Source organism: Pseudomonas sp. H2_A10 (genome assembly GCF_054680085.1).
In genome coordinates this window covers 2,480,633-2,505,323 of record NZ_CP162821.1, presented here as the reverse complement: position 1 = coordinate 2,505,323, position 24,691 = coordinate 2,480,633, and the positions used below count along the sequence as shown (strand labels likewise).

Here is a 24,691-nt window from a genome sequence, read left to right as displayed (position 1 = left end):
GAGCAAGCCCCCTCTCACATTGGATCCTTGGTGTTTTGAAGGCTTGCCCCGCCAAAACCGTCCATACTTCCCAAGTCAATTGATCCAGATCACGTACACCATCAATTGATTTCCCCCAACGCGACCAAAGGTCGCACCCTTGGCGTACCATCGGGGGCGTATCATTAAGCCACTGCAAGACCCTTAATTTGACCGCGGCCGGCACGTACTGACCGAGGCAAATCTCCACCGCCGTGGGATGCAATGATGAGAGACCAGATACCGGTACATGACGTTACCCCGCCTGCCAAAACCGACACTAAAACGGTCGATCTCTACGCCGCGCGCGAGAAGATCTACACCCGCGCGTTCACCGGCCTGTTCCGCAACCTGCGCATGCTCGGCGGTGCCGGGCTGTTCCTGCTCTACTTCGGCACGGTGTGGCTGAACTGGGGTGGCCACCAGGCCGTATGGTGGAACCTGCCGGAGCGTAAGTTCTTCATTTTCGGCGCGACCTTCTGGCCTCAGGACTTCATTCTGCTGTCGGGCATCCTGATCGTGGCGGCGTTTGGCCTGTTCTTTATCACGGTCTACGCCGGCCGCGTGTGGTGCGGCTATACCTGCCCGCAAAGCGTGTGGACATGGATCTTCATGTGGTGCGAAAAAGTCACCGAAGGCGACCGCAACCAGCGCATCAAGCTGGACAAGGCGCCGATGGGCGCCAACAAGTTCCTGCGCAAATTCAGCAAGCACACCCTGTGGCTATTGATCGGTTTTGTCACCGGCATGACCTTTGTCGGCTACTTCTCGCCGATCCGCGAACTGGTGTTCGACTTCTTCACCGGCCAGGCCGACGGCTGGTCGTATTTCTGGGTGGGTTTCTTCACCCTCGCCACCTACGGCAACGCCGGCTGGCTGCGCGAACAGGTGTGCATCTACATGTGCCCATACGCCCGTTTCCAGAGCGTGATGTTCGACAAAGACACCCTGATCGTGTCCTACGACCCGCGCCGTGGCGAACTGCGCGGCCCGCGTAAAAAAGGTAGCGACTACCAGGCCCAGGGCCTGGGCGACTGCATCGATTGCACGATGTGCGTACAGGTGTGCCCCACCGGGATCGACATCCGCGACGGCCTGCAGATCGAGTGCATCGGTTGCGCCGCGTGCATCGACGCCTGCGACAACATCATGGACAAGATGGACTACCCGCGCGGCCTGATCAGCTACACCACCGAACACAACCTGTCGGGGCAAAAGACCCACAAATTGCGCCCACGCCTGATCGGTTACGCCCTGGTGCTGCTGGCGATGATGAGCCTGTTGGCCGCCGCGTTTTTCATGCGTTCACTGGTGGGTTTCGACGTGAGCAAAGACCGCGTGCTGTACCGCGAAAACGCCGAAGGCCGTATCGAAAACGTCTACAGCCTGAAGATCATGAACAAAGACCAGCGCGACCACACCTACGTGCTCGACGCCGCCGGCCTGCCGGACCTCAAGCTGCAAGGCCGACGCGAAATCAAAGTGGCCGCCGGGGATATCGTGAGCATGCCGGTGGAGCTGTCGAGCGCGCCGGAACAACTGCCGTCGAGTACCAACGAGGTGACCTTCATCCTCAAGGATGCCGATGACACCAGCGTCCGTATTGAAGCCAAGAGCCGGTTCATCGGCCCACAAGTTCGTTAAACAGGGAACACGAGAATGCCCGCAACCACTGCCGCAAGCCCTTGGTACAAGCACCTCTGGCCCTGGATCATCATTGGAATCCTCGCCTGCTCGGTGACCTTGACCTTGTCCATGGTAACCATCGCGGTGAACAACCCGGACAACCTGGTCAACGACAATTACTACGAGGCTGGCAAGGGCATCAACCGTTCCCTGGACCGCGAACGCCTGGGCCAGACCCTGCAATTGCGCGCCAAGCTGCATCTGGATGAACTGACCGGTGAAGTCGAGCTGAACCTCACCGGCTACAGCAACCCGACCACCCTGGAACTCAATCTGATTTCCCCGACCCAGCCGGAGAAGGATCGCAAGATCAACCTGGCCCGCAGCGACAGCGAACCCGGCCGCTACATCGGCCAGGTCACCGACAAGGTCGAAGGCCGCCGCTTCGTGGAACTGCTGGGGGTGGAAGGCGACAAGACCTGGCGCCTGTTCGAAGAAGAAGAGGTCAGCCACGACAAGGACTTGCTGCTGGGCGACGAGCCGCTGCAAGGGGCCGAAGACCTCAAGAAGTAAAAGCCCGCGCTTCGCGCATCCGGGGCAAGCCCCCTCCACAGTTGGAATGCGTTCCCCTGTAAGAGGGGGCTTGCCCCCGATGAGGCCCTCCCAGCCAACCAAGATCCAAACCAATGACCAGCCCAACTCCCTGCTACCACTGCGCCCTGCCCGTTCCGCCGGGCAGCCGGTTCACCGCCGATATCCTCGGCGAGCGCCGTGAGCTCTGCTGCCCGGGCTGCCAGGCAGTCGCCGAAGCCATCGTCGCCGGCGGCCTGGAAAGCTATTACCAGCACCGCAGCGAAGCCTCGGCCAACCCCGAAACGCTGCCGGTGCAACTGGTGGACGAACTGGCGCTGTACGACCGCGCCGACGTGCAAAAACCGTTCGTGCGCCACCAGGGCGAACTGGCTGAAACCACCCTGCTGATGGAAGGCATCAGCTGCGCCGCCTGTGGCTGGTTGATCGAAAAACACCTGCGCAGCCTGCCCGCCGTGGCCGAGGCGCGGCTGAACCTGTCCAACCATCGCCTGCAAGTGCGTTGGGCCGACGGGCAACTGCCACTGAGCCAGGTGCTCAGTGAACTGCGCCATATCGGCTACGCCGCTCACCCGTATCAAGCCGACCGCGCCGCCGAGCAACTGGCCGGCGAAAACCGCCTGGCCCTGCGTCAACTCGGAGTGGCCGGGCTGCTCTGGTTCCAGGCGATGATGGCGACCATGGCCACCTGGCCCGAATTCAATATCGACCTGAGCCCGGAACTGCACGTCATCTTGCGTTGGGTTGCGATGTTTCTGACCACGCCCATCGTGTTCTACAGCTGCGCGCCGTTCTTCAAGGGCGCCATGCGCGACTTGCGCACGCGCCACCTGACCATGGACGTGTCGGTCTCCCTGGCCATTGGCGGGGCTTATCTGGCGGGAATCTGGACCGCGATCACCGGTGTCGGCGAACTCTACTTCGATGCGGTGGGCATGTTTGCGCTGTTCCTGCTGGCGGGGCGCTACCTGGAACGGCGTGCCCGCGAGCGCACGGCGGCGGCCACTGCGCAGTTGGTCAACCTGTTGCCCGCCTCGTGCCTGCGCGTGCAGGCCGATGGCCAGAGCGAGCGCATCCTGTTGAGCGAACTGGCCCTGGGCGACCGTGTACTGGTGCATCCGGGCGCGGTGCTGCCGGCGGATGGTGTAATCCTCGACGGCCAGTCCAGCATCGATGAATCGCTGCTCACTGGCGAGTACCTGCCGCAACCGCGTCAGGTCGGTGATGCGGTCACGGCCGGCACCCTGAATGTCGAGGGCCCGTTGACCGTCCAAGTGCGCGCCCTGGGCCACGAAACGCGCCTCTCGGCCATCGTGCGCCTGCTGGAACGGGCCCAGGCCGAGAAGCCGCGCCTGGCGCAAATCGCCGACCGCGCCGCGCAGTGGTTCTTGCTGTGTTCGCTGATCGCCGCCGCGCTGATCGGCCTGCTGTGGTGGGAACTGGATGCATCGCGAGCATTCTGGATCGTACTGGCCATGCTGGTCGCGACTTGCCCGTGCGCCTTGTCCCTGGCCACGCCGACGGCCCTCACCGCCGCCACCGGGACCCTGCATAAACTCGGGCTGCTGCTGACTCGCGGTCATGTGCTGGAAGGCCTGAACCAGATCGACACGGTGATTTTCGACAAGACCGGCACCCTCACCGAGGGCCGCTTGGCACTGCGGGCGATTCGGCCGTTGGGCGAACTGAGCAGCGACCGCTGCCTGAGCCTTGCGGCCGCCCTGGAAAACCGCTCGGAACACCCGATTGCCCGAGCCTTTGGCCGCGCGCCGCTGGCCGCCGATGAGGTACTCAGCTCCCCGGGCCTGGGCCTGGAGGGTTGTGTGGGCGGGCGCTTATTGCGCATCGGCCAGCCGGGTTTTGTGTGTGAACTCAGTGGTTGCCCGGCCCCTGCTTCACCGGACGACGCCGGGCAATGGCTGCTGCTGGGCGACCGCGACGGTGCCCTCGCCTGGTTCGTGCTGGACGACCGCCTGCGCAGCGACGCCCCCGCCCTGCTCGCCGCGTGCAAGGCGCGCGGTTGGCGCACGCTGCTGCTGTCGGGGGACAGCTCGCCGATGGTCGCCAGCGTCGCCCTTGAGCTGGGTATCGACGAGGCCCACGGTGGCCTGCGCCCCGATGACAAGTTGCAGGTGCTGCAACAACTGCACAAGGAAGGCCGCAAGGTGCTGATGCTCGGCGACGGCGTCAATGACGTACCGGTACTCGCCGCCGCCGATATCAGCGTGGCCATGGGCTCGGCCACCGACCTGGCCAAGACCAGCGCCGACGCGGTGCTGCTGTCCAACCGCCTCGACGCCCTGGTGCAGGCCTTCAGCCTGGCGCGGCGCACCCGACGAGTGATTCTTGAAAACCTGCTGTGGGCGGGTCTATACAATGGCCTGATGCTGCCGTTCGCCGCCCTCGGCTGGATCACCCCCATCTGGGCGGCGGTCGGCATGTCCATCAGTTCATTGACCGTGGTGCTCAACGCCCTGCGCCTGACTCGCCTGCCGAGCGCGCCAGCAGGCGGCGCCCCCTCAATCACCCGCCCGCTGCCGGCGTGAGCCGCGCGGGCATGGAGTGCAGATGCCAGCTTTATACGTGATGATTCCAGCGGCGCTGCTGATCGTGGCGATCGCCATTTACATCTTTTTCTGGGCCGTGGACAGCGGCCAGTACGACGACCTCGACGGCCCGGCCCACAGCGTGCTGTTCGATGACCAGGACCCTAACCACCTGGCCGCCGTCGACGAAGCCAATAGCGCCGAACAACCGCCCAAGCCCCAAGACCCGCCCCATGCTTGAATTGGCCCCCTTGCTGGTCTCCGCGCTGATCCTGGGCTTGCTGGGCGGCGGCCATTGCCTGGGCATGTGCGGCGGGCTGATGGGCGCGCTGACCCTGGCCATTCCCAAGGAGCAACGACGCCGCAGGTTTCGCCTGCTGCTGGCGTACAACCTGGGGCGCATCTTCAGTTATGCCACCGCCGGGCTGTTGATCGGCCTGGCCGGCTGGGCCGTGGCCAATAGCCCGGCGGCGATGTTCATGCGCGTGCTGGCCGGCCTGTTGCTGATTTGCATGGGCCTGTACCTGGCCGGTTGGTGGAGCGGGCTGACCCGCATCGAAAGCCTCGGGCGCGGCCTGTGGCGGCATATCCAGCCCGTCGCCAACCGTTTGCTGCCGGTGTCGAGCCTGCCCCGCGCCTTGCTGCTGGGTGCGCTGTGGGGCTGGTTGCCGTGCGGGTTGGTCTACAGCACCCTGCTGTGGGCCGCGAGCCAGGGCAATGCGCTGAACAGTGCACTGCTGATGCTGGCGTTCGGCCTGGGCACCTGGCCGGTGTTGCTGGCGACAGGGCTCGCGGCCGAACGCGTGACCGCACTCTTGCGTAAACGCAGTGTGCGTATGGCCGGTGGCTTGCTGGTGATGGTGTTTGGCATATGGACCTTGCCGGGGCCGCATCAGCACTGGCTAATGGGCCACTAAAGGGCCATGTGGCATAGCGCCGCTCCCTGTTGATGCAAATCAAGGTGCCTGCCCCGCACAGCCCCTAGACTCGGCCCACTAGCCTATCCGGGGGACGCCCGCATGCTCGACGCCATTCGTTGGGATACCGATCTGATTCATCGCTACGACCTGGCAGGACCGCGCTACACGTCCTACCCCACCGCCGTACAATTCGACAGCCAGGTCGGCACCTTCGACCTGCTCCATGCCCTGCGCGAAAGCCGCAAGGCCGTGCGACCATTGTCGCTGTATGTGCATGTGCCGTTCTGCGCGAACATCTGCTACTACTGCGCCTGCAACAAGGTGATCACCAAGGACCGTGGTCGCGCCCACGCCTACCTGCAACGCCTTGAGCAGGAGATTCAACTGGTGGCCTGCCACCTCGACCCGAAACAGCCGGTTGAACAGCTGCATTTCGGCGGCGGCACCCCCACCTTTCTCAGCCACGACGAATTGCGCCAGGTCATGGCCTGCCTGCGCCAGCACTTCAATTTGCTTGAGGATGATTCCGGCGACTACGGCATCGAGATCGACCCGCGCGAAGCCGACTGGGCCACCATGGGCCTGCTGCGCGAGCTGGGTTTCAACCGTATCAGCGTGGGCCTGCAAGACCTCGACCCCGAGGTACAACGGGCGGTCAATCGCCTGCAAAGCCTGGAGGAAACCCGCGCGGTGATCGACGCGGCGCGCACCCTGCAATTTCGCTCGATCAACATCGACTTGATCTACGGCCTGCCCAAGCAAACGCCGATCAACTTCGCGCGCACCGTGGAAGAAGTGATCAAGCTGCAACCGGACCGCCTGTCGGTGTTCAACTACGCGCATCTGCCGGAGCGTTTCATGCCCCAGCGGCGCATCAACACCGACGACCTGCCGTCGCCCGCCGAAAAACTGCTGATGCTGCACACCACCATCGAGCAACTGACCCTGGCCGGCTATCGTTACATCGGCATGGACCATTTCGCCCTGCCCGATGACGAATTGGCCATCGCCCAGGAAGAAGGCACCCTGCAACGCAACTTCCAGGGCTATACCACTCACGGTCACTGCGACCTGATCGGGCTCGGCGTGTCGGCAATCAGCCAGATCGGCGACCTGTACTGCCAGAACAGCAGCGACCTCAACGGCTACCAGAACACCTTGACCGGCGCGCAACTGGCCACCAGCCGTGGCTTGGTCTGCACCACGGACGATCGGTTGCGGCGGGAGGTGATTCAGCAGTTGATCTGTAATTTCAGCCTGGCATTCGAACGCATCGAACAGGCCTTCAACATTGATTTTCGCGGGTACTTCGACGAGATCTGGCCGCAACTGGAGACCATGGCCACCGACGGCCTGATCGAGCTCGACGCCCAGGGCATTCGCGTATTGCCTGCCGGGCGCTTGCTGGTGCGGTCGGTGTGCATGGTGTTCGATACGTACCTGGAACACCAGAACCGGCAGCGGTTTTCGCGGGTGATCTAAGCGCGGCTATTTCATCGCCAGGCCGGAGGCCTTGATCGCATCGCCGGCGCTCATATCCTTCATCGCCTTGGCCAAGGATGCCTGAGCACTGGTCAAGCCGGCCTGCAAGCCGCTCAAGGCCGATTGCAGGCCGGCGAGCCTGGCCCTGGCCTGTTCAGGGCTGAGGTTCTTGTCGGCCATCACGGCCGCCATTTCGGCTTGTTTCTCGGCGATCTGCTTTTTGATGTCGCGAATCATCTTCAGCAGTTGCTTGACGTTGTCTGCCAGGCCACTGTCATCAATATCGTTGTTGGAGGTTTTCTGCGCCGCCGCGGCTTTCATTGCGGCACCGGAAATCGTTACCGAAACGCCAGGCTTGGCTACTTCCGCCACACCCGTCACGTCATCCTTCTCTTTCACAGCGTCGTCTTTAGTGGCCTGAGCCGCTGGGATGCTGACGCTGGCTGCGAGATTAGTATTGAAAGAAAGCATCAATTTAGCCCGTGAATGAAGAGTCGATAGCAGACTATCGGCCGTTTTTTGCGGATCTTTATACCGACCGCGTTTTTTTGTACAGGCTGGCCTCACCCCCTCACTGTGCGTTACCCTTACGTCTTATGTGTGTTTTCCCACAAGGATTTAAGAAATGTCCGAGCCAGCCAAACTGCGCGCTCACGGCCAGGCCCACTGCAAGGATTGCAGCCTGGCCCCGCTCTGCTTGCCACTTTCATTGAATCTGGAAGACATGGACGCGCTGGACGACATCGTAAAACGTGGTCGCCCGCTGAAAAAAGGCGAGTTTCTGTTTCGCCAGGGCGACAAATTCGATTCCGTCTATGCAGTACGTTCGGGCGCCTTGAAAACCTTCAGCCTCAGCGACAGCGGCGAAGAACAGATCACCGGTTTTCACCTGCCCAGCGAGCTGGTCGGGCTGTCGGGCATGGACACCGAGATTCACCCGGTGTCGGCCCAGGCGCTGGAGACCACATCGGTATGCGAAATTCCCTTCGAACGCCTCGACGAACTGGCCCTGCAACTGCCACAACTGCGCCGCCAGTTGATGCGCGTGATGAGCCGCGAAATTCGTGACGACCAGCAAATGATGTTGTTGCTGTCGAAGAAAACCGCCGATGAGCGCATTGCCACCTTCCTGGTCAACCTATCGGCGCGCTTCCGTGCCCGTGGCTTCTCGGCCAACCAGTTCCGCCTGAGCATGTCGCGCAACGAAATCGGCAACTACCTGGGCCTCGCGGTGGAAACCGTGTCCCGCGTATTTACCCGTTTCCAGCAGAACGAACTGCTGGCCGCCGAAGGCAAGGAAGTGCACATCCTCGATCCGATCCAGCTGTGCGCGCTGGCCGGCGGCTCTCTGGAAGGCTGAGCCAGACATCTGCGGCCGCGCCAAGCAGCGAGGCCGCAGGTATACTCCGAGTCCGTTTTCCTCCCAGGACTCTTCGACGATGACCTTCGATTCGTTCGACATCAAATCCCTGATCCGCCCTGTCATCGACTTCCCCAAGCCTGGGGTGATCTTCCGTGACATCACGCCGTTGTTCCAATCGCCCAAGGCCCTGCGCCTGGTGGCCGACACCTTTGCCCACCGTTATGTCGAAGCCGATTTCAGCCATATCGGCGCCATGGATGCGCGTGGTTTCCTGATCGGGTCGATCATCGCCTACCAACTGAACAAGCCGCTGATTCTGTTCCGCAAGCAGGGCAAGCTGCCGGCCGATGTGCTGGCCGAGGGTTACCAGACCGAGTACGGCGAAGCCTTCCTGGAAGTGCACGCCGACAGCCTGTGCGAAGGTGACTCGGTGCTGATCTTCGATGACCTGATCGCCACCGGCGGAACCTTGATCGCAGCGGCGAACCTGGTGCGGCGCATGGGCGCCAAGGTCTTTGAAGCGGCGGCGATTATTGACCTGCCGGAACTGGGCGGCTCGCAGCGCTTGGAAGATATGGGGATTCCGACTTTTTGCCTGACGCAGTTTGCGTTGACTGAACGTTAACGAGTGGCCGGGCTGAGGACATCGCGGACAACATATATCTCACTAACACTGCAAAACCATTGTGGGAGGGGGCTTGCTCCCGATGGCGGTGTATCAGTTAACACATTCATTGACTGACCCACTGCTATCGGGAGCAAGCCCCCTCCCACATTTTTAGCCCTGCAGTGTCCGCTAGAGCGCGATCGGCTTGCGACCGGCGAACGAGTGCGCCAGGGTGCCGCCGTCCACCAACTCCAACTCTCCGCCCAACGGCACGCCATGGGCGATGCGCGACGTGATCAGGCCTTTGTTGCTCAGCAGTTGGGCGATGTAATGCGCAGTGGCTTCACCTTCCACGGTCGGGTTGGTGGCCAGGATCACTTCGGTAAAGGTGCCCTGCTCTTCGATCCGCGCCACCAGTTGCGGAATGCCGATAGCCTCCGGGCCCAGGCCGTCCAGGGGTGACAGATGGCCCTTGAGCACAAAGTAGCGCCCGCGATAACCGGTCTGCTCCACCGCGTACACGTCCATCGGCCCTTCCACCACGCACAACAGCGTGTCGTCGCGGCGCGGGTCGGCGCATTGCGGGCAGAGTTCTTCTTCGGTGAGGGTGCGGCACTGGCGGCAGTGGCCCACACCTTCCATGGCCTGGCTCAGGGCCTGGGCCAACCGGGAACCGCCGCTGCGATCGCGCTCCAGTAGTTGCAGCGCCATGCGCTGGGCGGTTTTCTGGCCGACGCCGGGCAACGTGCGCAGGGCGTCGATCAGTTGGCGAATCAGGGGGCTGAAGCTCATGGGGCAATGGTCCGACAAAACAACGAGACGCGGTTTATACCCGCGCCCCGGATTAGCGTCAAATCCTCAATCCTGGGCGACGCGCACCACCAACTTGCCGAAGTTGCGCCCCTCGAGCAAACCGATAAAGGCTTCGGGCGCGCGCTCCAGGCCCTCGACCACGTCTTCGCGGAACTTGATCTTAGCGTCGCGTACCCAAGGCGCCATGGCGCTGAGGAACTCGGGCTGACGGTCGCCGTAGTCGTCGAATACGATAAAGCCCTGGATCCGCACACGCTTGGTCAACAGGGTACGTTGCAAGGCCGGCAAGCGATCAGGCCCGCTGGGCGCCTCATGGGCGTTGTAGCCGGCGATGAGCCCGCACAGGGGAATGCGAGCCTTGGAGTTGAGCAAGGGCACTATGGCGTCGAATACTTTGCCACCGACGTTCTCGAAGTAGATGTCCACACCGTTGAAGCAGGCTTGGGCCAACTCATCGGCAAACTCCGCGCTCTTGTGGTCGATACAGGCATCAAAGCCAAGCTCATCCACCACATAACGGCACTTGTCGGCGCCGCCCGCGACGCCGACCACACGCAAGCCCTTGAGCTTGGCCACCTGGCCCACCACTGAGCCCACCGCGCCGGATGCCGCGGCGACCACCAGGGTTTCGCCGGCCTTGGGTTGACCGATGTCCATCAGGCCCATGTAGGCAGTCATGCCAGGCATGCCCAGCACACCCAGGGCCATTGACGGACTGGGCAGGCCTTTGGGCACCGGCATCAGGTTGCGGCCGTCGGAAATACTGTGGCTCTGCCAGCCGGTGGCGCCGACCACCAGGTCGCCCACCTCGAATTCAGGATGACGCGACTGTTCGATACGGCTGACAGCGCCCCCGGTCATTACCTCGTCGATTTCCACCGGTGCGGCGTAGGACGGGGCATCGCTCATACGCCCACGCATGTAGGGATCGAGGGACAGGTACAGCGTTTTGAGCAGTACCTGGCCGTCCGCCAACTCCGGCAGGCTCACGCGCTCCAGGCGGAAGTTTTCCGGGGTGGGCGCGCCGTGAGGGCGCGAGACCAGGACGATGCGCTGGTTGAGTGTCGGTTCTTGAGGCATGAAGGGGCTCCTTTATCGAATTCATCGGTACAGGGTGCAGACCATCATCAGGTGGTTGGGGTTCAGATCGTTCCCACCTGCTGGAGCGATCACCGGCAGACAAAAAAAATGCCAGGCACGAGGCCTGGCATTGGAGCTTAGCGCAGACTGCCGATCAGAACGGCAGCTTCATGCCCGGTGGCAGCTGCATGCCAGCGGTCACACCGGACATTTTGTCCTGGCTGTTGGCTTCGATCTTGCGCACGGCGTCGTTGACGGCGGCGGCGAACAAGTCTTCCAGCACTTCACGGTCGTCATCGCTGACGCCTTCGAGCAGGCTTGGGTCGATGCTCACGCGCTTGATGTCGTGACGACCGGTCATCACCACGCTGACCATATCGCCACCGGCTTTACCGGTGACTTCGGCGTTGGCCAGTTCTTCCTGCATCTTGGCCATTTTTTCCTGCATCTGCTGCGCCTGCTTCATCAGGCCGGCCATGCCACCTTTCATCATGGGAATCACCTCAAACGTTCGTGGATCAGTTAATAGCCCGGTGTTATGACGCCTGGGGCACCGGGGCTTCGACAGGTTCAATAGTATCGTGGCGGACGACCGCACCGAACTGTTGCATCATTTGTTGGATGAGCGGATCGCCGTGGATCGACTCTTCAGCCTCGCGCTGGCGGTTGAGGCGCCGGCGTGTGGCGGCCTGGGCGGGGGTTTCCTGCTCGGGCTTGATCAACTCGATGGCGATGGTCAGCGTGCGCCCATGGTACTGGTTGAGCGCGTCATTGAGCCGGCGTTGCTGGGTCGCGTTGAACAGGGCGCTATGGGCCGGGTCCAGGTGCAGCAACCAGTGGTCGCCCTCGATGGAGATCAGCGTGCAGTTGGCGGCGATGCTACCGGTCATGCCGGAGATCGGCAGTTTCGGGAACAGTTCCAGCCATTGCAACGCCAGGCCGGTGGCCGGGGCCGCAGCGGGTTCAGGCTCGGGCTCGGGCGCAGGCTCGGCGGCGTGTTCGCTGGCCAGGTCGTCTAGGTAGCTGTAGGCCGAATCCATGTCCGGCTCGATGTAGTCTTCGTCCAGCGGCGGCTCGTCGTCATCGAGGTCGATGCCCGGCGTGGCGCTATCGACCTGGGCCACGGTCGGCTCGGGCACCGGCGCCGACACCCACTCCGGCGCGGCCGGCACTGCGCTGTCCGGGGTCGGCGCAGGCATTGGCGTCAGCTCGGGCTGCTCGCCGGTGGTTTCCAGCACGGGCTCCACGGCGGGTTGCAGCTCGACTCCGGGTTCGGGCTCGGGTTCTACCGGGTCGTTCCACGGCAGGTCGACGACAGGCGCGGGCTCGGCTTCGATAACCGGCGCAGGCTCGGCCACCGGCGCCGCCGCGACAGGCGCAGGCGCCGGGGCAGGCGCAGCAACCACTGGCGCGACGACCGCCGCGCCAGCCACTGGTTTGGCGGAATCAACTGTGGCCTGGCTGATCCCCACTGGCTTTAGCGGCTGCCTCGGTGCGTCTGCCGAGTCCGCAGGCCGGAAGGCCAGCATCCGCAGCAGCACCATCTCGAAGCCACCCCGCGGGTCCGGCGCCAGCGGCAGGTCGCGGCGACCGATCAGACCCATCTGGTAGTAGAACTGCACATCTTCGGCCGGCAGCGCCTGGGCCAGGGCCAATACGCGGTCGCGGTCGCCATGACCGTTGTCGACCCCTTCCGGCAGGGCCTGGGCGATGGCAACGCGGTGCAGCACATTAAGGATTTCCGACAGCACGCCGTTCCAATCCGGGCCCTGTTCCGACAAGTGGCGCACCGCTTCAAGCAACGCCTTGGCGTCACCTTCGATCAGCGCGTGCAGCACGTCGAACACCTGGCCGTGGTCGAGGGTGCCGAGCATCGCGCGCACATCGGCGGCCATGACCTTGCCTTCACCAAAGGCGATGGCTTGGTCGGTGAGGCTCATGGCATCCCGCATCGAGCCATCGGCGGCGCGGCCGAGCAGCCACAGTGCGTCGTCTTCGAACGGCACGTTCTCGACGCCCAGCACGTGGGTCAAATGCTCGACCACGCGCTCGGGGGTCATGTTTTTCAGAGAGAACTGCAGGCACCGCGACAGAATCGTTGCAGGAAGCTTCTGCGGGTCGGTGGTGGCCAGGATGAATTTGACGTAGGGCGGCGGCTCTTCCAGGGTTTTCAACAAGGCGTTGAAGGAATGGCTGGACAGCATGTGCACTTCGTCGATCAGGTAGACCTTGAAGCGGCCGCGGCTCGGCGCGTACTGCACGTTGTCGAGCAGTTCGCGGGTGTCTTCGACCTTGGTGCGGCTCGCAGCGTCGATCTCGATCAGGTCGACGAAACGCCCTTCGTCGATTTCCCGGCACACCGAACAGGTGCCGCAGGGCGTCGAGGTGATGCCGGTTTCACAGTTCAGGCACTTGGCGATGATGCGCGCAATAGTGGTCTTGCCCACCCCACGGGTGCCGGTGAACAGGTAGGCATGGTGCAGCCGTTGGCTGTCCAAGGCATTGATCAGAGCCTTGAGCACATGGGTCTGGCCGACCATTTCGCGGAACGAGCGCGGGCGCCATTTACGTGCAAGAACCTGATAACTCATCGAAAACCGTCGCAACTGGGAAGCGGAAGCCCGTAATGCTAGCGGAGCAAGGGGGAAATTGCATCCGGCACGCTCGTCTAATCTGACTAAGCTCTGCGCAGTGGCCTGCAAAGGCCTGAACCCGGAGAGAATATGCGCGTAGTCCTGGGCGCTTTATGGATGATCACCACGGCGAGCCTTGCGGCGCCTGCACCGCTGCGCTTTTCGGTGTCCGACAGTTGGGCGATGCCCATGGTGCAACTGGATAATGGCCGGCCAACCCAGGGTATTGTGTATGACTTGATGTCGAGCCTGGCCACCCACGTTGGCCATCCGGCGCACTTCCAGGTACTGGCACGCGCACGGATCGCCGCGTCCATGGCCCATGGTGAAATTGACGTGCGCTGTTACGTCACGCCGTCATGGGTCGATAACCTGTCGGGCGATTACATCTGGAGCGTGCCGCTGATGGTGCAGCGCAACGTACTGGTAAGTACCCGCAGCCAGCCGGTACAGATACTCAAGCTGGCGCCACAGTCGATCGGCACGGTGCTCAATTATCGCTATGCCATCCTCGATCCGCTGTTTGCCAACGGCCAGCTCAGCCGGGACGATGCACGCAGCGAAGAACAGGTGCTGCACAAACTGGTGGCCGGGCGTTACACCTACGCGGCGAGCAACGAATGGAGCGTCGACCGCTTCAACCAAAAAATGCCGATCGGCCAACGGCTGCACAAGGTGGCCGTGATTAATGAGCAAGACCTCGGCTGCGTCGTGCGCAATGACCCCACCGTACCGGTGCAAAAAATTCTGCGCGCGCTGCTGCACATGAAGATGTCCGGCGAAATCGACGACATCATCAAGCTGTACACCGGCGAGGATCCGGTGCCGCTGCACACTCCTGACAGGAACTGACAGGGCTGCCTTATAGACTCGGCGCCACTCAACGTTCGTACCCCAAGGAGCCTGCATGAACACCCTCGCCCATTACTTCCTGCTGTATGTCGACAGCCCGGCCACCAGCGCCAATTTCTACAGCCGCCTGCTGGGCAAGCCGCCCGTGGAGCTCAATCCGACCTTTGCCCTGTTCATCCTCGACAACGGCGTGAAGCTGGGCCTGTGGTCGCGCCACACCGTGCAGCCGGCCGCCACGGCCACCGGCGGGGGCGGCGAAGTGGGCTTTGCCCTGGCTGACACTGCCGCCGTCAGGGCGCTGCACGATCAATGGGTAGAGCGCGGCGCGCCGATCCTGCAGTCACCGACCGCCGTGGACTTCGGCTACACCTTCGTCGCCCAAGACCCCGACGGTCACCGCTTGCGCGCGTTCAGCCTGAACGACTGAGCGCCAACGCCCCTCCAGGCTGATGGCCGCCACGCTCGCCAACACAATCACGCCGCCGAGCACCACCTGCAGGGTGATCCGTTCACCCAGCAGCGTCGCGGCCATCACCATCGCCACCGGCGGGATCAGATACATCGCCACCGACGCACGACTGACCTCGACATGCTTGAGCACATAGCCCCAGGCAAGGTAGGCCAAGGCGCTGGGGAAAATACCCAGCACCAGCACCGCCAGGTTCTGCTGCAACGGCGCCCGCATCACGGCGGTTGGCAGGCCCGGCAGGTTGACGCAGAGCATCAGGGTGCCCGACCACACCATGTAGCACGCCATGGTCAACGGGCTGTAGCGGTGGGCATAGTGTTTTTGGATGGCGAAATACACGCTCCATGACAGCGCCGCCAGCAGGATCAGCAACCCGCGCGGGTCGAGATCGCCCACGCCCAGGTCGCCCCAGATCACCACCGGCACCCCCAGCAAGCCCAGCAGCACAAAGCCCCAACGCCAGGCGCTGACGCGTTCCTTCAGGCAGCAAAACGCAATGAGCACACTGAACAGCGGCACCGACTGCGCCAATACGCTGGACGCCGCCGCCGTCACCCATTGCTGCCCGGCATTGAGGCTCATGTGGTGCAGGAACACGCCGAAAAAACCCAACACCAGCAACCAGGGCACATCCCGCAGGCGCGGCCGGCCGATGCCCACCACCAGCGCCACACCGCCCATGAACACCGAGGCAATCAGAAACCGCAGCAACGCCAGTTGGCCTGGGCTGTAGCTGTGCAGGCCCATGTGCACGCCAGTCGGCGAAAAAGCCCAACAGAGGATCACGCCGGCAATGACTAGCGTAAGCTTCACGGGTGACGGGGTTTTCATCGATGGCGTCCAGAAACTGCGAAGGGATTGCGTCAGTCTTGGCCCGTGCGCCTCGTAGGACAATTAAGTGTTTCTGACTTCTGAAATCAGCGGAACTGAGCAATGGAACTGGCCCAACTGAAAATGGTGCAAGCCGTGGCGCAAACCGGCAGCGTGGCCCAGGCCGCACAGCAATTGCACTGCGTGCCCTCCAACATCACCACACGCATCAAGCAGCTGGAAAGCGAGTTGGGCACGCCGCTGTTTATCCGCTCCGGACGCGGGCTGGCCATCAGTGCCGCCGGTGAAATTTTCCTGGAATACTGCGAGCGCATCCTCGCGCTGGTGGACGAATCCAAGCGCGCGGTGGACGCCACCGCGATTCCCCGTGGCACCTTGCGCATCGGCGCGGTGGAGTCCAGCGCGAGCGGCCGCCTGCCGCCGCTGCTGGCCGAATATCACCGACGCTACCCCGACGTCAGCCTGGAGCTGGTGACCGGCTCCTGGGCCCAGTTGCTCGACGACCTGCAGCACCATCGCCTGGATGTCGCCCTGGTGGCTGCCAGCAACCCGCGCGCCAAGCTCGAACACAGCGTGGTCTACAGCGAACGCCTGGTGCTGATCGCCAGCGCCTGCAGCGCGCCGATCCACAGTGCCGAGGACCTCGCCGGGCGCACCCTGCTGGTGTGGCCGCCGGGCTGCCCTTACCGGGCGGCGCTGGAAAACTGGCTCAAACCCCACGCCTTCAAGCCGACCGTCGCCAGCTATGCCAGTTGGGGCACGATCATTGGTTGTGTGAGTGCCGGTATTGGCGTGGCCCTGGCGCCGGAGGGCATCCTGGCGCGCTATGAGCAGGCCGATCAGTTGGCGTCGTACCGGTTTGACGAATTGCAGGCCGTGGACAACCTGCTGTTCTGGCACAAGGACACCCAACGCCACCTGGCACGGGATGCGTTTGCCGGCCTGCTGCGCGAGACCTTCAGCTAACCTGTAACAGGTTATTTCGGTTATCCTTCCGCGAAATTAATTCAAAATGTAAGGGACTACCATGAATTACTTCCGCCTATTGCTGGCGGCGGCCGTGCTGAGCCTGCCTGTCGCCCCCGCTTTTGCCGCTTCCACACCCGCTGCCCCGGTTGAAGCCAGTGCGCCCGCCGAGACCGCCGAGCATTTTCTCGCGTCGCTCAAACAACAAACCGGCACGGTCACCCTGCCCAGTGGCATTGCCACCCTCAAGCTCAACGACGAATTCTATTACCTCAACCCCGCCGACACCGAGCGCCTGCTCACCGATGGCTGGGGCAACCCGCCGGGCTTCAAGACCCTGGGCATGATCGTGCCCAAAGCGGTCAGCCCGTTGTCCGAGCGTGGCTGGGGCGTGATCGTGAGCTATAAGGCCGACGGGCATATTTCCGACGAGGACGCTGCAAAAATCGACTACGCCGACCTGCTCAAGCAGATGCAAGAAGAAGACGAAGCCGACAACAAAGAACGCCAGAAACAAGGCTACGCCGGCCTGCACCTGCTGGGCTGGGCCGAACCGCCACACTACGACGAAACCTCGCACAAGATGTATTGGGCACGGGAACTGAAAGCCGACGACGCCGAGCAGAACACACTCAACTACAGCATCCGCGTGCTGGGTCGTGAAGGCGTGCTGGAACTCAACGCCGTCGCGGCCATGGCCGACCTGTCGACCATCAAGCAAGAACTGCCCAAGGTCCTGGCCTTTACCAACTTCACCGACGGCAACCTCTACACCGACTTCAACCCCAAAACCGACAAGCTGGCCACGTACGGCCTGGCCGCGCTGGTGGCCGGCGGGATTGCCGCCAAGGCCGGGCTGTTCGCCAAGATCGGCATATTCCTGCTGGCGGCAAAGAAGTTTCTGGTGATTGGCGTAGTGGCGTTACTCGCCGGGGTACGCAAGCTGTTCGGCCGTAACAAGTCCTGAGCCCAGGCATGAAAACGCCGCTGCGTGCCTGGCACACAGCGGCGCGGGGGAAGTCACTCAGTTCTGGACAGTGGGCGCGGCGAGGCGGCTGTATTGATCCTGGCTGATCCAGCCGGTGAACGAACGATCATCGGCGTTGGTGAACTCCACCTCAGCCCAGCCGTCCTTGAGTGCCAGCAGGCCCACTACATCACCCTTGACGATGTAGGGACGCTTGGCGGGCTTGGCGCTGGGAGTTTTCAGCAGGTACGCCTTGTCGGCCGACACGGTGACCAGGCCGATCCATTTTTTGTCGGCGGTCTGGGTCAGGTCCAGGCCGGTGGCGATCTCCGGCATCAGCACATTCAGACAACCGGGATGCTGGCGCCCCTCTTCCACAGTCAAGGTCACGCCATCCGCTGAAGGCGCCACGCTGCCGGGGTAGGTTGTGTCGAGCCAGGTGGTCAGCGCGCCAGGCTTGCCTTGCAGGTAGAACGTGCAACCGCGGCTGACGCCCTCGCCCATTGATTCCGAATAGAAGCCTTCGACCTGATGGTCCGGCGTCACCGCCAACATCAGCCCTTCGTATTTGCCTGAATGCAACGCGGCCGAACCGGCCAAGGCGGGTGCCACGGCGCACAACGACAACACACCTACCGCTAGTAAACGGATCATCCTATTTTTTCCCTTCCAGTTTTTCGTAGGCTTTTTTCATCAGGACGTCGTAGTTACCGTAGTCCTCGCCGTTATAGTTGCGCGCCATGCCGGTAAAATCCTTGGCCTTCATGGCTTTCATCAACGCCGGGCTCTTGCTGCAAAAACCGAGAAATGCCTTGAGTTGGTTGCCGGCATTCACTTTCAACGCCGCCGAAAATTCAAATACCGTCTTGTAACCGCACGATGCAAAGTTGAAGCCCATGATCTGGAACATGCCCCACGAGGCCGACATCAGTGCGGCTTCCTGGTCCAGGGCAAACGCAGTGGCCATGGTTTCCCAGGCTTTGATCTGGTCCTTGTTGTTTGTTTGCCACTGCGGTCCGGCTTTTTTCACGTAAGGGTAAGACAGCAGCGGGTGCGCCTGGTCGTAGATGTGCTTGGTGTACTTGCGAAACAAATGACCTTCAAAGGCGATCACCGGCAACTTGGCCGGCCCGAACCCGGAGCGCCCGCCGGACTCCACGGTGGCGAAAGCCTTGATGATGTTCACCGGGATACCGCTGCCCAGTTGCGTGGCGGCGTTCTGAAAATCGGTTTCGCTGAGGGTCATGCCGCCGTCGCACGTGGCCTGGAGCATCAGCTGCCGGTTACGTCGCTCGGCCTCGATCATTGCGCGCATGCGGTCCAGGTACACATTGACCGTCGCCTGCACCGCATCGCCGTTGCCATTACCGAACGCGTTGAGAAAGCTCGGGATACGCATGGTTGGAAAGGCTTTGACCGGCACTTTCACCGCTTCTTCGATCAGGCTGTTAAACGTGCGACCGGTAGGGTCGATCACACCGTCAGGGTGCGCGTACTTGAGATGACGGAACTGATACTGGCTGATGCATTGCACCAACTGGCTATCACACTTGCCGTTTTCGGCCAGCGGAAAACCCATCTTGGGAATGATCAAATTGAACAGATACTGGATGCACTGAACATCGGCGGGCAAGTTGCGGGCTTTACCCGGCGCGCCGACCGAAGCACTGATAAGACGGGGTAACCCTTGCAGGCTTTTCATCACATACATCCTTGTTAGTTAAAGAAGTGATAGCACTTCAATATCAATTCGGCGCCATTGTCATACTCTGATACAAGTGGCCGGCGGAAACTAACAAGATGGTTTTGAGTTGTCCAGTGATCGCCTCAGACGTTGTGAAACACCCATCATGCTCGGCTATTTTTTCTTTTCCAGCGCGTCATAGGCTTTTTGGATACGCCGGTCATAGTCGCCATAGTCTGCTCCGTTGTAATACCGAGCCATGCCGGCAAAATCCTTATTCTTCATGGCCTTGATCAACGCAGGGCTTTTGCGGCAAAACCCGACGAACGCGATCAATTGCTGGCCGGCATTGAGTTTCATCGCCGTGACAAAATCGACCACCGACTTATAACCACACGCGGCGTAATTGAAGCCCATGATCTGAAACATGCCATAAGACACCGACATCAGCGCTGCGTCCGCGTCCAGGTTATACGCCGCGGCCAGCGTGGCCCAAGCCGTTACCTGAGTCTTGTTATTGGCACGCCATTGCGCACCGGCCTTTTCCACATAAGGGTACGAGAGAAAAGGATAGGCCTTGTCGAATCTATGCTGTGTGTACCTGCGGAAGATGTGCCCTTCATAGGCGATCACCGGCATTAATGTTGGCCCGAACCCGGAACGCCCACCGGACTCCACCGTGGCGAACGCCTTGAGGATATTCACCGAAATACCGTTGCCCAATACAGCGGCGGCGCTTTGAAAGTCCGCGTCTGTCAGCGCTACATGACCGTCGCACACAGGCGTGGTGACCAACGGTGATTTACCTGGCGCCGCGAGCGGCATGCCGCGACTTGCCTTGTGCGCATCTTCGACCAGGCGGTTGAACGTCCGGCCGACCGGGTCAATCACCCCGTCGGGATGCGTGAACTGGAGGCGATTGGATTGATAGTCCTTGATGCGTTGAAGCAATAAAGGGCCGCACTTGCCGTCGACCACCAGCAGCGAAGCGGATGCGGGCGTGATCAAATTAAACAGACGTTGAACGGCTTGAACATCGGCAAGCACATTGCGCGCCTTGCCTGGGGTGCCGACTGAGGCACTGAGGGATTCGGGAACACCTTGAACACTCGTCATGGCACTTATCCTTATTGATTAAAGGAGTGCCATCACTTCTTCACTACTCCAGCACGGGGTCGCTTACACGATTCAAGCTAGCAGGTGGTTAAGGGTTTTCCAGCGATAGGTCGTCGCCACTGCATAAAAATCGGCAGATGGGCGTAAAAAAAAGTTTTTTGGTTTGAAACAGGCAGGGTTGCCACAAGGAAGAGCGTTATGGAGGCAACCCCACCAGCCACACCCCGGCACACAATGTTCCCGCTGTGGCTGCTGCCTTCCGGCTCTGACCAGGTTCACGGGTAATCGTTGCGGGGGGACCGATGGGGTCACCATAACGACGCCTGCCTCTCGGCAAGCGGGGCCATTGTACCGATCTGATCGGAACTTACAACCGTTGGTTTTGGATTAAAAAATCAAGGGGTTCAAGTACTTGTCGCCCTACAGAATCACAGCCTCATCCGCCCTGCCACCCTCTTGCTGGATCACCAGGTGAATAAAGTGCAGCTTGGCGATCACCGCCGGGGGCAGCACGAAGGGGTAGAAATCCGGCTGGCCCATGCTGCGTGACAGTTCGTTGAGCATGGCGGCCAGTTCGATCCAGGCGTTGATGAACGACAGAAACGCCGGGCCGCCGGGGTGTTGAGGGTCGTAGAGGGTGGTGAGCGGAAACGGCTGATATTCCAGGTCCATCTCGCGAGCGCTCATGCCAAAGCCCAGGGCAGTGTCGACGGCGTCCATCATGTGCAGGTAATGGGCCCAGGTTTCGGCCCAGTCTTCCCAAGGGTGCATGGTGGCGTAAGCGCTGACGCAGGTGTGCTGCCAATCCGGGCGCGGGCCGTTCTGGTAATGCTGGTCGAGCGCGTCGGCATAACTGGCGCGCTCGTCACCGAACAACTGGCGAAATGGCTCCAGCCAGTGAGCAGTGGCGATCAACCGATCCCAGTAGTAATGGCCGACTTCATGGCGAAAATGGCCGAGCAACGTGCGATAAGGCTCGCGCATCTGCACGCGGATTTTCTCACGGTGGGCGTCGTCGGCCTCTTTGATGTCCAGGGTGATCAGGCCGTTCGCGTGGCCGGTCATGGGCGCGTTGCCTTCGAGGTCAATGCCGACGAAATCGAACGCCAGGCCAGTGTCTTCGTCAACGCGCTTGGGCACCACTTGCAGGCCAAGGCTGATCAGTTGCGCTACCAGGCGGCGCTTGGCGGTCTCGACTTTGAGCCAGCGCTCGTGGTTTTCCGGCATCGACAGATCGGGAATGGTGCGGTTGAGGCTGCAGGCGACACACAGCGTTGCGGTGCTATGAGCGGGGATCAGCCAGTTGCAGGCGGCCGGAGTGTCAAGGTTGGCGCAGCGGCGGAAGGCGCCTGCGTCGAGGTTGCCGTCTTGTAGCCAGGTGCCTTCGACAGGGCCGGGTTGCAGGGAAGACAAACGACTCTGCTGCGGCTGATAGCCCAACAGCGCCTGGCAGGCCAGGCACTGGCTGTTGCGAAAGAACAGCGATTGGCCGCAGCGGCACTGCCAGACCTTGCTGTCACGCGAGGTGTCGGCCATGAACGGTGCGGCGATGCGCGAACTGAGTTGCTCGAAGTAGCGGAACATGGCGATCTCTCCCTGGATGACTGAGACTAGATCATCTGGGGGTTGGGATCGTTCCACTTTGTTTGGTGCTGCCTGGCGGCCCGGCGCGGGGCAAGCCCGCTACCACAGGCGCCGCGTCAGAGCACAATGTTGTGTTTGGCAAGGAACGCGACAAACGCCTCTTCGTCCAGCACCTTCAACCCCAGTTCGCTGGCCTTGGCCAGCTTTGAACCGGCACCCGGCCCGGCGACCACGCAATGGGTTTTCGCCGACACCGAGCCTGCCACTTTGGCGCCCAGGCTTTCGAGTTTTTCCTTGGCCACGTCGCGGCTCATCAGCTCCAGGGAGCCCGTGAGCACCCAGGTGTGGCCTGCCTCAGGCAAGCCTTCGACGACCTTCTTCTCGCTCTGCCAGTGCATGCCGAAATCCTTGAGCTGCTGCTCGATGGCCAGGGCATGACGGGCGTTTTCGGCATTGTCGAAGAAGTCCCGTACGGCCTTGGCCTGCTTCTCGGGCAGCGCCTGGCGCATGTCCAGCCAGTCGGCCTGGATCACGCCTTCGAGGCTGCCGAACTTGTCCGCGAGTTTCTGCGCGGCGCCCGGGCCCACGCTGGGTACGTGCAATTTATCGAGCAAACCGCCCAAGGTAGTGCTGGCGGCAAATTCGGCGCTCAGCTCCCCCTGGTCCTGCAACTGCAGGCCGCATTCGTGCGGCGCCAGCAGCGCGCCGATCACCTGTTGGTTATGGCTGTCTTCAAAGAAGCTGTGGATCTCGTGCGCCACTTCCAGGCCCACGTCGGGCAAATACGTCAGCACTTCGGGCAAGGCCTTCTGCACGCGTTCCAGGGACGCCAGGGAGCGCGCCAGCACCTTGGCGGTCTCCTCGCCCACATCGGGAATGCCCAAGGCATAGATAAACCGCGCCAGGGTCGGCGCCTTGCTGTTTTCGATGGCCGCGATCAGCTTCTTGCTGGAAATATCGGCAAAGCCTTCCAGGTCGATGATCTGCTCGTATTTGAGTTTGTAGAGGTCTGCCGGCGAACCGATGAGTTTTTCATCCACCAGCTGCTCGATGGTTTTATCGCCCAGGCCGTCGATGTCCATGGCCCGGCGCGAGACAAAATGGATGATCGCCTGCTTGAGCTGCGCACCGCAGGCCAGCCGGCCGACGCAGCGGTAAACCGCGCCTTCGCTGACGGTTTCCTTGCCCTTGCTGCGCTTGACCAGTTGCGTGCGCTCCACATGAGAGCCGCATACCGGGCAGCTCTGCGGGATCTGCACGGCGCGGGCGTCTTGCGGACGGCGCTCATTGACCACCGACACCACCTGCGGGATCACGTCACCGGCACGGCGGATGATCACGGTATCGCCGATCATCAGGCCCAGGCGCGCGACTTCGTCCATGTTGTGCAAGGTGGCGTTGGACACGGTTACCCCGGCGACCTTGACCGGCTTCAAGCGCGCCACCGGGGTGACGGCGCCTGTGCGGCCGACCTGGAACTCCACGTCGAGCAGCTCGGTAAGTTCTTCCATGGCCGGGAATTTATGCGCGATGGCCCAACGCGGCTCCCGCGCACGGAAGCCCAGTTCGCGCTGGGAGGCGATGCTGTTGACCTTGAACACCACGCCGTCGATTTCATAGGGCAGGCTGTTACGCCGCTCGCCGATGTCGCGGTAGTAATCCAGGCACTCCTGGATCCCCTTGGCCAGCTTCAGCTCGTGGCTGATGGGCATGCCCCACTGCTGCAACTGCTTCAGGTTGCCGATATGGGTGTCGCTGATGTCGGCGGTCACCTGGCCGATGCCATAACAGCAGAATTCCAGCGGGCGGCTGGCGGTGATCTTTGAATCCAACTGGCGCAGGCTGCCGGCGGCGGCGTTGCGCGGGTTGGCGAAGGTCTTGCCGCCCACCTCCAGTTGCGAGGCGTTAAGCCGCTCGAAACCGGCCTTGGACATGAACACTTCGCCGCGCACTTCCAGGGTCGCCGGCCAGCCGCTGCCGTGCAGCTTCAACGGAATATTGCGCACGGTGCGCACGTTGACGCTGATGTCTTCGCCAGTGGTGCCGTCGCCACGGGTGGCGCCGCGCACCAGCTCGCCGTCCTGGTACAGCAGGCTGACCGCCAGGCCGTCCAGCTTGGGTTCGCAGCTGTATTCCACCGCCGCGCCACCACCAAACAGATCGCCCACCGGCAGGTCGAGGCCTTCGGTGACCCGGCGGTCAAACTCCAGCATGGTGGTTTCGTCAAAGGCGTTGCCCAGGCTGAGCATCGGGATCTCGTGCCTGACCTGGGTGAACGCCGACAACGCCGCACTGCCGACCCGCTGCGTCGGTGAATCACGCGTCACCAGGTCCGGGTGCTCGGCCTCCAGGGCCTTGAGCTCGTGGAACAGGCGGTCGTATTCGGCGTCCGGAATGCTCGGCTCGTCGAGGACGTGGTAACGGTAGTTGTGCTGATCCAGTTCAGCGCGCAGTTCGAGGATGCGGGTATGGGCGGCGGTCATGGGTGTTCTCTCATAAAGCAAAAGAGCAGCCGAAGCTGCTCAAATGTTGGTGCGCTTAAT

General features: G+C 62.1%; 23 protein-coding genes and 1 other RNA gene. 12 read left to right on the top strand and 12 right to left on the bottom strand.

Annotated features, from left to right (window positions below; translation table 11 throughout):
* The first annotated feature begins 246 nt into the window (after nt 1-246).
* The 6 genes from ccoG to hemN all read left to right on the top strand — a co-directional run bounded on the left by ccoG (nt 247) and on the right by hemN (nt 7,183).
* Nucleotides 247-1,662 carry a cytochrome c oxidase accessory protein CcoG gene (gene ccoG, locus AB4O23_RS11700; protein ID WP_135196186.1) on the top strand — a complete coding sequence of 472 codons (1,416 nt, stop codon included), beginning with the start codon at nt 247-249 and terminating at the stop codon, nt 1,660-1,662.
* Between the two features lie 15 nt (nt 1,663-1,677).
* On the top strand, nt 1,678-2,217 hold the full coding sequence (locus AB4O23_RS11695) for a FixH family protein (RefSeq protein ID WP_017527503.1): 540 nt from the start codon (nt 1,678-1,680) through the stop codon (nt 2,215-2,217).
* 113 nt (nt 2,218-2,330) lie between these two features.
* Nucleotides 2,331-4,781 (top strand): heavy metal translocating P-type ATPase, encoded by a 2,451-nt coding sequence (locus AB4O23_RS11690; RefSeq protein ID WP_017527502.1) that lies wholly within the window; start codon nt 2,331-2,333, stop codon nt 4,779-4,781.
* Nucleotides 4,782-4,803: 22 nt separating this feature from the next.
* Nucleotides 4,804-5,022, top strand: a complete 219-nt coding sequence (ccoS, locus tag AB4O23_RS11685) for a cbb3-type cytochrome oxidase assembly protein CcoS (RefSeq protein ID WP_017527501.1) — start codon at nt 4,804-4,806, stop codon at nt 5,020-5,022.
* The gene (locus tag AB4O23_RS11680; RefSeq protein WP_017527500.1) at nt 5,015-5,698 is read left to right on the top strand and encodes a sulfite exporter TauE/SafE family protein; all 684 of its coding nucleotides are present in this window, start codon (nt 5,015-5,017) and stop codon (nt 5,696-5,698) included. The genes ccoS and AB4O23_RS11680 overlap by 8 nt, the downstream gene beginning before the upstream one ends.
* Before the next feature lie 102 nt (nt 5,699-5,800).
* Nucleotides 5,801-7,183: an oxygen-independent coproporphyrinogen III oxidase gene (gene hemN / locus AB4O23_RS11675; protein WP_460150489.1), complete on the top strand. Its 1,383-nt coding sequence runs from the start codon at nt 5,801-5,803 to the stop codon at nt 7,181-7,183.
* Between the two features lie 6 nt (nt 7,184-7,189).
* On the opposite strand, the gene AB4O23_RS11670 is transcribed toward hemN, so the two are convergent.
* Entirely contained in the window at nt 7,190-7,654 is a 465-nt protein-coding gene (locus AB4O23_RS11670) for a hypothetical protein (protein WP_026067235.1), read from the bottom strand.
* A 154-nt stretch (nt 7,655-7,808) separates the two neighbouring features.
* Between AB4O23_RS11670 and fnr the strand changes: the two genes are divergently transcribed.
* On the top strand, nt 7,809-8,543 hold the full coding sequence (gene fnr / locus AB4O23_RS11665; protein WP_017527497.1) for a fumarate/nitrate reduction transcriptional regulator Fnr: 735 nt from the start codon (nt 7,809-7,811) through the stop codon (nt 8,541-8,543).
* Between the two features lie 79 nt (nt 8,544-8,622).
* Complete coding sequence (locus tag AB4O23_RS11660; RefSeq protein WP_017527496.1) at nt 8,623-9,171, top strand: adenine phosphoribosyltransferase; 549 nt, start codon at nt 8,623-8,625, stop codon at nt 9,169-9,171.
* Nucleotides 9,172-9,342: 171 nt separating this feature from the next.
* Here AB4O23_RS11660 and recR read toward each other — a convergent pair whose 3' ends face one another.
* The 4 genes from recR to dnaX form a co-directional block, all read right to left on the bottom strand.
* Nucleotides 9,343-9,945, bottom strand: coding sequence for a recombination mediator RecR (recR, locus tag AB4O23_RS11655; RefSeq protein ID WP_017527495.1), 603 nt, complete (start codon nt 9,943-9,945; stop codon nt 9,343-9,345).
* Between the two features lie 66 nt (nt 9,946-10,011).
* The gene (locus AB4O23_RS11650) at nt 10,012-11,046 is read right to left on the bottom strand and encodes an NADP-dependent oxidoreductase (protein ID WP_116079346.1); all 1,035 of its coding nucleotides are present in this window, start codon (nt 11,044-11,046) and stop codon (nt 10,012-10,014) included.
* A gap of 154 nt (nt 11,047-11,200) precedes the next feature.
* Entirely contained in the window at nt 11,201-11,539 is a 339-nt protein-coding gene (locus AB4O23_RS11645; RefSeq protein ID WP_017527493.1) for a YbaB/EbfC family nucleoid-associated protein, read from the bottom strand.
* A 43-nt stretch (nt 11,540-11,582) separates the two neighbouring features.
* Nucleotides 11,583-13,637, bottom strand: a complete 2,055-nt coding sequence (gene dnaX / locus AB4O23_RS11640; RefSeq protein ID WP_460063258.1) for a DNA polymerase III subunit gamma/tau — start codon at nt 13,635-13,637, stop codon at nt 11,583-11,585.
* Between the two features lie 132 nt (nt 13,638-13,769).
* Here dnaX and AB4O23_RS11635 point away from each other — a divergent pair, with 132 nt between their 5' ends.
* Together AB4O23_RS11635 and AB4O23_RS11630 are read left to right on the top strand one after the other, a co-directional pair.
* Nucleotides 13,770-14,531, top strand: a complete 762-nt coding sequence (locus AB4O23_RS11635) for a substrate-binding periplasmic protein (protein ID WP_017527491.1) — start codon at nt 13,770-13,772, stop codon at nt 14,529-14,531.
* 55 nt (nt 14,532-14,586) lie between these two features.
* Nucleotides 14,587-14,958 (top strand): VOC family protein, encoded by a 372-nt coding sequence (locus AB4O23_RS11630; RefSeq protein ID WP_017527490.1) that lies wholly within the window; start codon nt 14,587-14,589, stop codon nt 14,956-14,958.
* Here the strand turns inward: AB4O23_RS11630 and AB4O23_RS11625 are convergent.
* Entirely contained in the window at nt 14,872-15,831 is a 960-nt protein-coding gene (locus tag AB4O23_RS11625; protein WP_460063255.1) for a DMT family transporter, read from the bottom strand. The genes AB4O23_RS11630 and AB4O23_RS11625 overlap by 87 nt on opposite strands.
* Before the next feature lie 102 nt (nt 15,832-15,933).
* On the opposite strand from AB4O23_RS11625, the gene AB4O23_RS11620 reads away from it, so the two are divergent.
* The gene (locus AB4O23_RS11620) at nt 15,934-16,797 is read left to right on the top strand and encodes a LysR family transcriptional regulator (RefSeq protein WP_065878174.1); all 864 of its coding nucleotides are present in this window, start codon (nt 15,934-15,936) and stop codon (nt 16,795-16,797) included.
* A 61-nt stretch (nt 16,798-16,858) separates the two neighbouring features.
* Complete coding sequence (locus AB4O23_RS11615) at nt 16,859-17,764, top strand: DUF2167 domain-containing protein (RefSeq protein WP_116079341.1); 906 nt, start codon at nt 16,859-16,861, stop codon at nt 17,762-17,764.
* Nucleotides 17,765-17,821: 57 nt separating this feature from the next.
* Here AB4O23_RS11615 and AB4O23_RS11610 read toward each other — a convergent pair whose 3' ends face one another.
* The 6 genes from AB4O23_RS11610 to ligA all read right to left on the bottom strand — a co-directional run bounded on the left by AB4O23_RS11610 (nt 17,822) and on the right by ligA (nt 24,631).
* Nucleotides 17,822-18,418, bottom strand: a complete 597-nt coding sequence (locus tag AB4O23_RS11610; protein ID WP_065878182.1) for a hypothetical protein — start codon at nt 18,416-18,418, stop codon at nt 17,822-17,824.
* A 1-nt stretch (nt 18,419) separates the two neighbouring features.
* Nucleotides 18,420-19,466 (bottom strand): N-acetylmuramidase family protein, encoded by a 1,047-nt coding sequence (locus tag AB4O23_RS11605; RefSeq protein ID WP_017527485.1) that lies wholly within the window; start codon nt 19,464-19,466, stop codon nt 18,420-18,422.
* A 156-nt stretch (nt 19,467-19,622) separates the two neighbouring features.
* The gene (locus AB4O23_RS11600; RefSeq protein WP_460150487.1) at nt 19,623-20,564 is read right to left on the bottom strand and encodes an N-acetylmuramidase family protein; all 942 of its coding nucleotides are present in this window, start codon (nt 20,562-20,564) and stop codon (nt 19,623-19,625) included.
* 208 nt (nt 20,565-20,772) lie between these two features.
* Nucleotides 20,773-20,869, bottom strand: an RNA gene (gene ffs / locus AB4O23_RS11595) — signal recognition particle sRNA small type.
* A 115-nt stretch (nt 20,870-20,984) separates the two neighbouring features.
* Nucleotides 20,985-22,148: a zinc-binding metallopeptidase family protein gene (locus AB4O23_RS11590; protein ID WP_017527483.1), complete on the bottom strand. Its 1,164-nt coding sequence runs from the start codon at nt 22,146-22,148 to the stop codon at nt 20,985-20,987.
* Nucleotides 22,149-22,264: 116 nt separating this feature from the next.
* Nucleotides 22,265-24,631 carry an NAD-dependent DNA ligase LigA gene (ligA, locus tag AB4O23_RS11585; protein ID WP_460063251.1) on the bottom strand — a complete coding sequence of 789 codons (2,367 nt, stop codon included), beginning with the start codon at nt 24,629-24,631 and terminating at the stop codon, nt 22,265-22,267.
* Nucleotides 24,632-24,691: the final 60 nt, after the last annotated feature.

Excerpts from the sequence above, each read along its gene's own strand:
- AB4O23_RS11670 (WP_026067235.1), bottom strand. The coding sequence starts at position 7,654 with ATGCTTTCTTTCAATACTAATCTCGCAGCCAGCGTCAGCATCCCAGCG.
- ligA (WP_460063251.1), bottom strand. The coding sequence starts at position 24,631 with ATGACCGCCGCCCATACCCGCATCCTCGAACTGCGCGCTGAACTGGAT.
- AB4O23_RS11620 (WP_065878174.1), top strand. The coding sequence starts at position 15,934 with ATGGAACTGGCCCAACTGAAAATGGTGCAAGCCGTGGCGCAAACCGGC.
- ccoS (WP_017527501.1), top strand. The coding sequence starts at position 4,804 with ATGCCAGCTTTATACGTGATGATTCCAGCGGCGCTGCTGATCGTGGCG.
- hemN (WP_460150489.1), top strand. The coding sequence starts at position 5,801 with ATGCTCGACGCCATTCGTTGGGATACCGATCTGATTCATCGCTACGAC.
- AB4O23_RS11615 (WP_116079341.1), top strand. The coding sequence starts at position 16,859 with ATGAATTACTTCCGCCTATTGCTGGCGGCGGCCGTGCTGAGCCTGCCT.
- AB4O23_RS11690 (WP_017527502.1), top strand. The coding sequence starts at position 2,331 with ATGACCAGCCCAACTCCCTGCTACCACTGCGCCCTGCCCGTTCCGCCG.
- fnr (WP_017527497.1), top strand. The coding sequence starts at position 7,809 with ATGTCCGAGCCAGCCAAACTGCGCGCTCACGGCCAGGCCCACTGCAAG.
- AB4O23_RS11610 (WP_065878182.1), bottom strand. The coding sequence starts at position 18,418 with ATGATCCGTTTACTAGCGGTAGGTGTGTTGTCGTTGTGCGCCGTGGCA.
- AB4O23_RS11605 (WP_017527485.1), bottom strand. The coding sequence starts at position 19,466 with ATGAAAAGCCTGCAAGGGTTACCCCGTCTTATCAGTGCTTCGGTCGGC.
- AB4O23_RS11660 (WP_017527496.1), top strand. The coding sequence starts at position 8,623 with ATGACCTTCGATTCGTTCGACATCAAATCCCTGATCCGCCCTGTCATC.
- AB4O23_RS11645 (WP_017527493.1), bottom strand. The coding sequence starts at position 11,539 with ATGATGAAAGGTGGCATGGCCGGCCTGATGAAGCAGGCGCAGCAGATG.
- AB4O23_RS11630 (WP_017527490.1), top strand. The coding sequence starts at position 14,587 with ATGAACACCCTCGCCCATTACTTCCTGCTGTATGTCGACAGCCCGGCC.
- recR (WP_017527495.1), bottom strand. The coding sequence starts at position 9,945 with ATGAGCTTCAGCCCCCTGATTCGCCAACTGATCGACGCCCTGCGCACG.
- AB4O23_RS11695 (WP_017527503.1), top strand. The coding sequence starts at position 1,678 with ATGCCCGCAACCACTGCCGCAAGCCCTTGGTACAAGCACCTCTGGCCC.
- dnaX (WP_460063258.1), bottom strand. The coding sequence starts at position 13,637 with ATGAGTTATCAGGTTCTTGCACGTAAATGGCGCCCGCGCTCGTTCCGC.
- ccoG (WP_135196186.1), top strand. The coding sequence starts at position 247 with ATGAGAGACCAGATACCGGTACATGACGTTACCCCGCCTGCCAAAACC.
- AB4O23_RS11600 (WP_460150487.1), bottom strand. The coding sequence starts at position 20,564 with ATGACGAGTGTTCAAGGTGTTCCCGAATCCCTCAGTGCCTCAGTCGGC.
- AB4O23_RS11650 (WP_116079346.1), bottom strand. The coding sequence starts at position 11,046 with ATGCCTCAAGAACCGACACTCAACCAGCGCATCGTCCTGGTCTCGCGC.
- AB4O23_RS11635 (WP_017527491.1), top strand. The coding sequence starts at position 13,770 with ATGCGCGTAGTCCTGGGCGCTTTATGGATGATCACCACGGCGAGCCTT.
- AB4O23_RS11680 (WP_017527500.1), top strand. The coding sequence starts at position 5,015 with ATGCTTGAATTGGCCCCCTTGCTGGTCTCCGCGCTGATCCTGGGCTTG.
- AB4O23_RS11590 (WP_017527483.1), bottom strand. The coding sequence starts at position 22,148 with ATGTTCCGCTACTTCGAGCAACTCAGTTCGCGCATCGCCGCACCGTTC.
- AB4O23_RS11625 (WP_460063255.1), bottom strand. The coding sequence starts at position 15,831 with ATGAAAACCCCGTCACCCGTGAAGCTTACGCTAGTCATTGCCGGCGTG.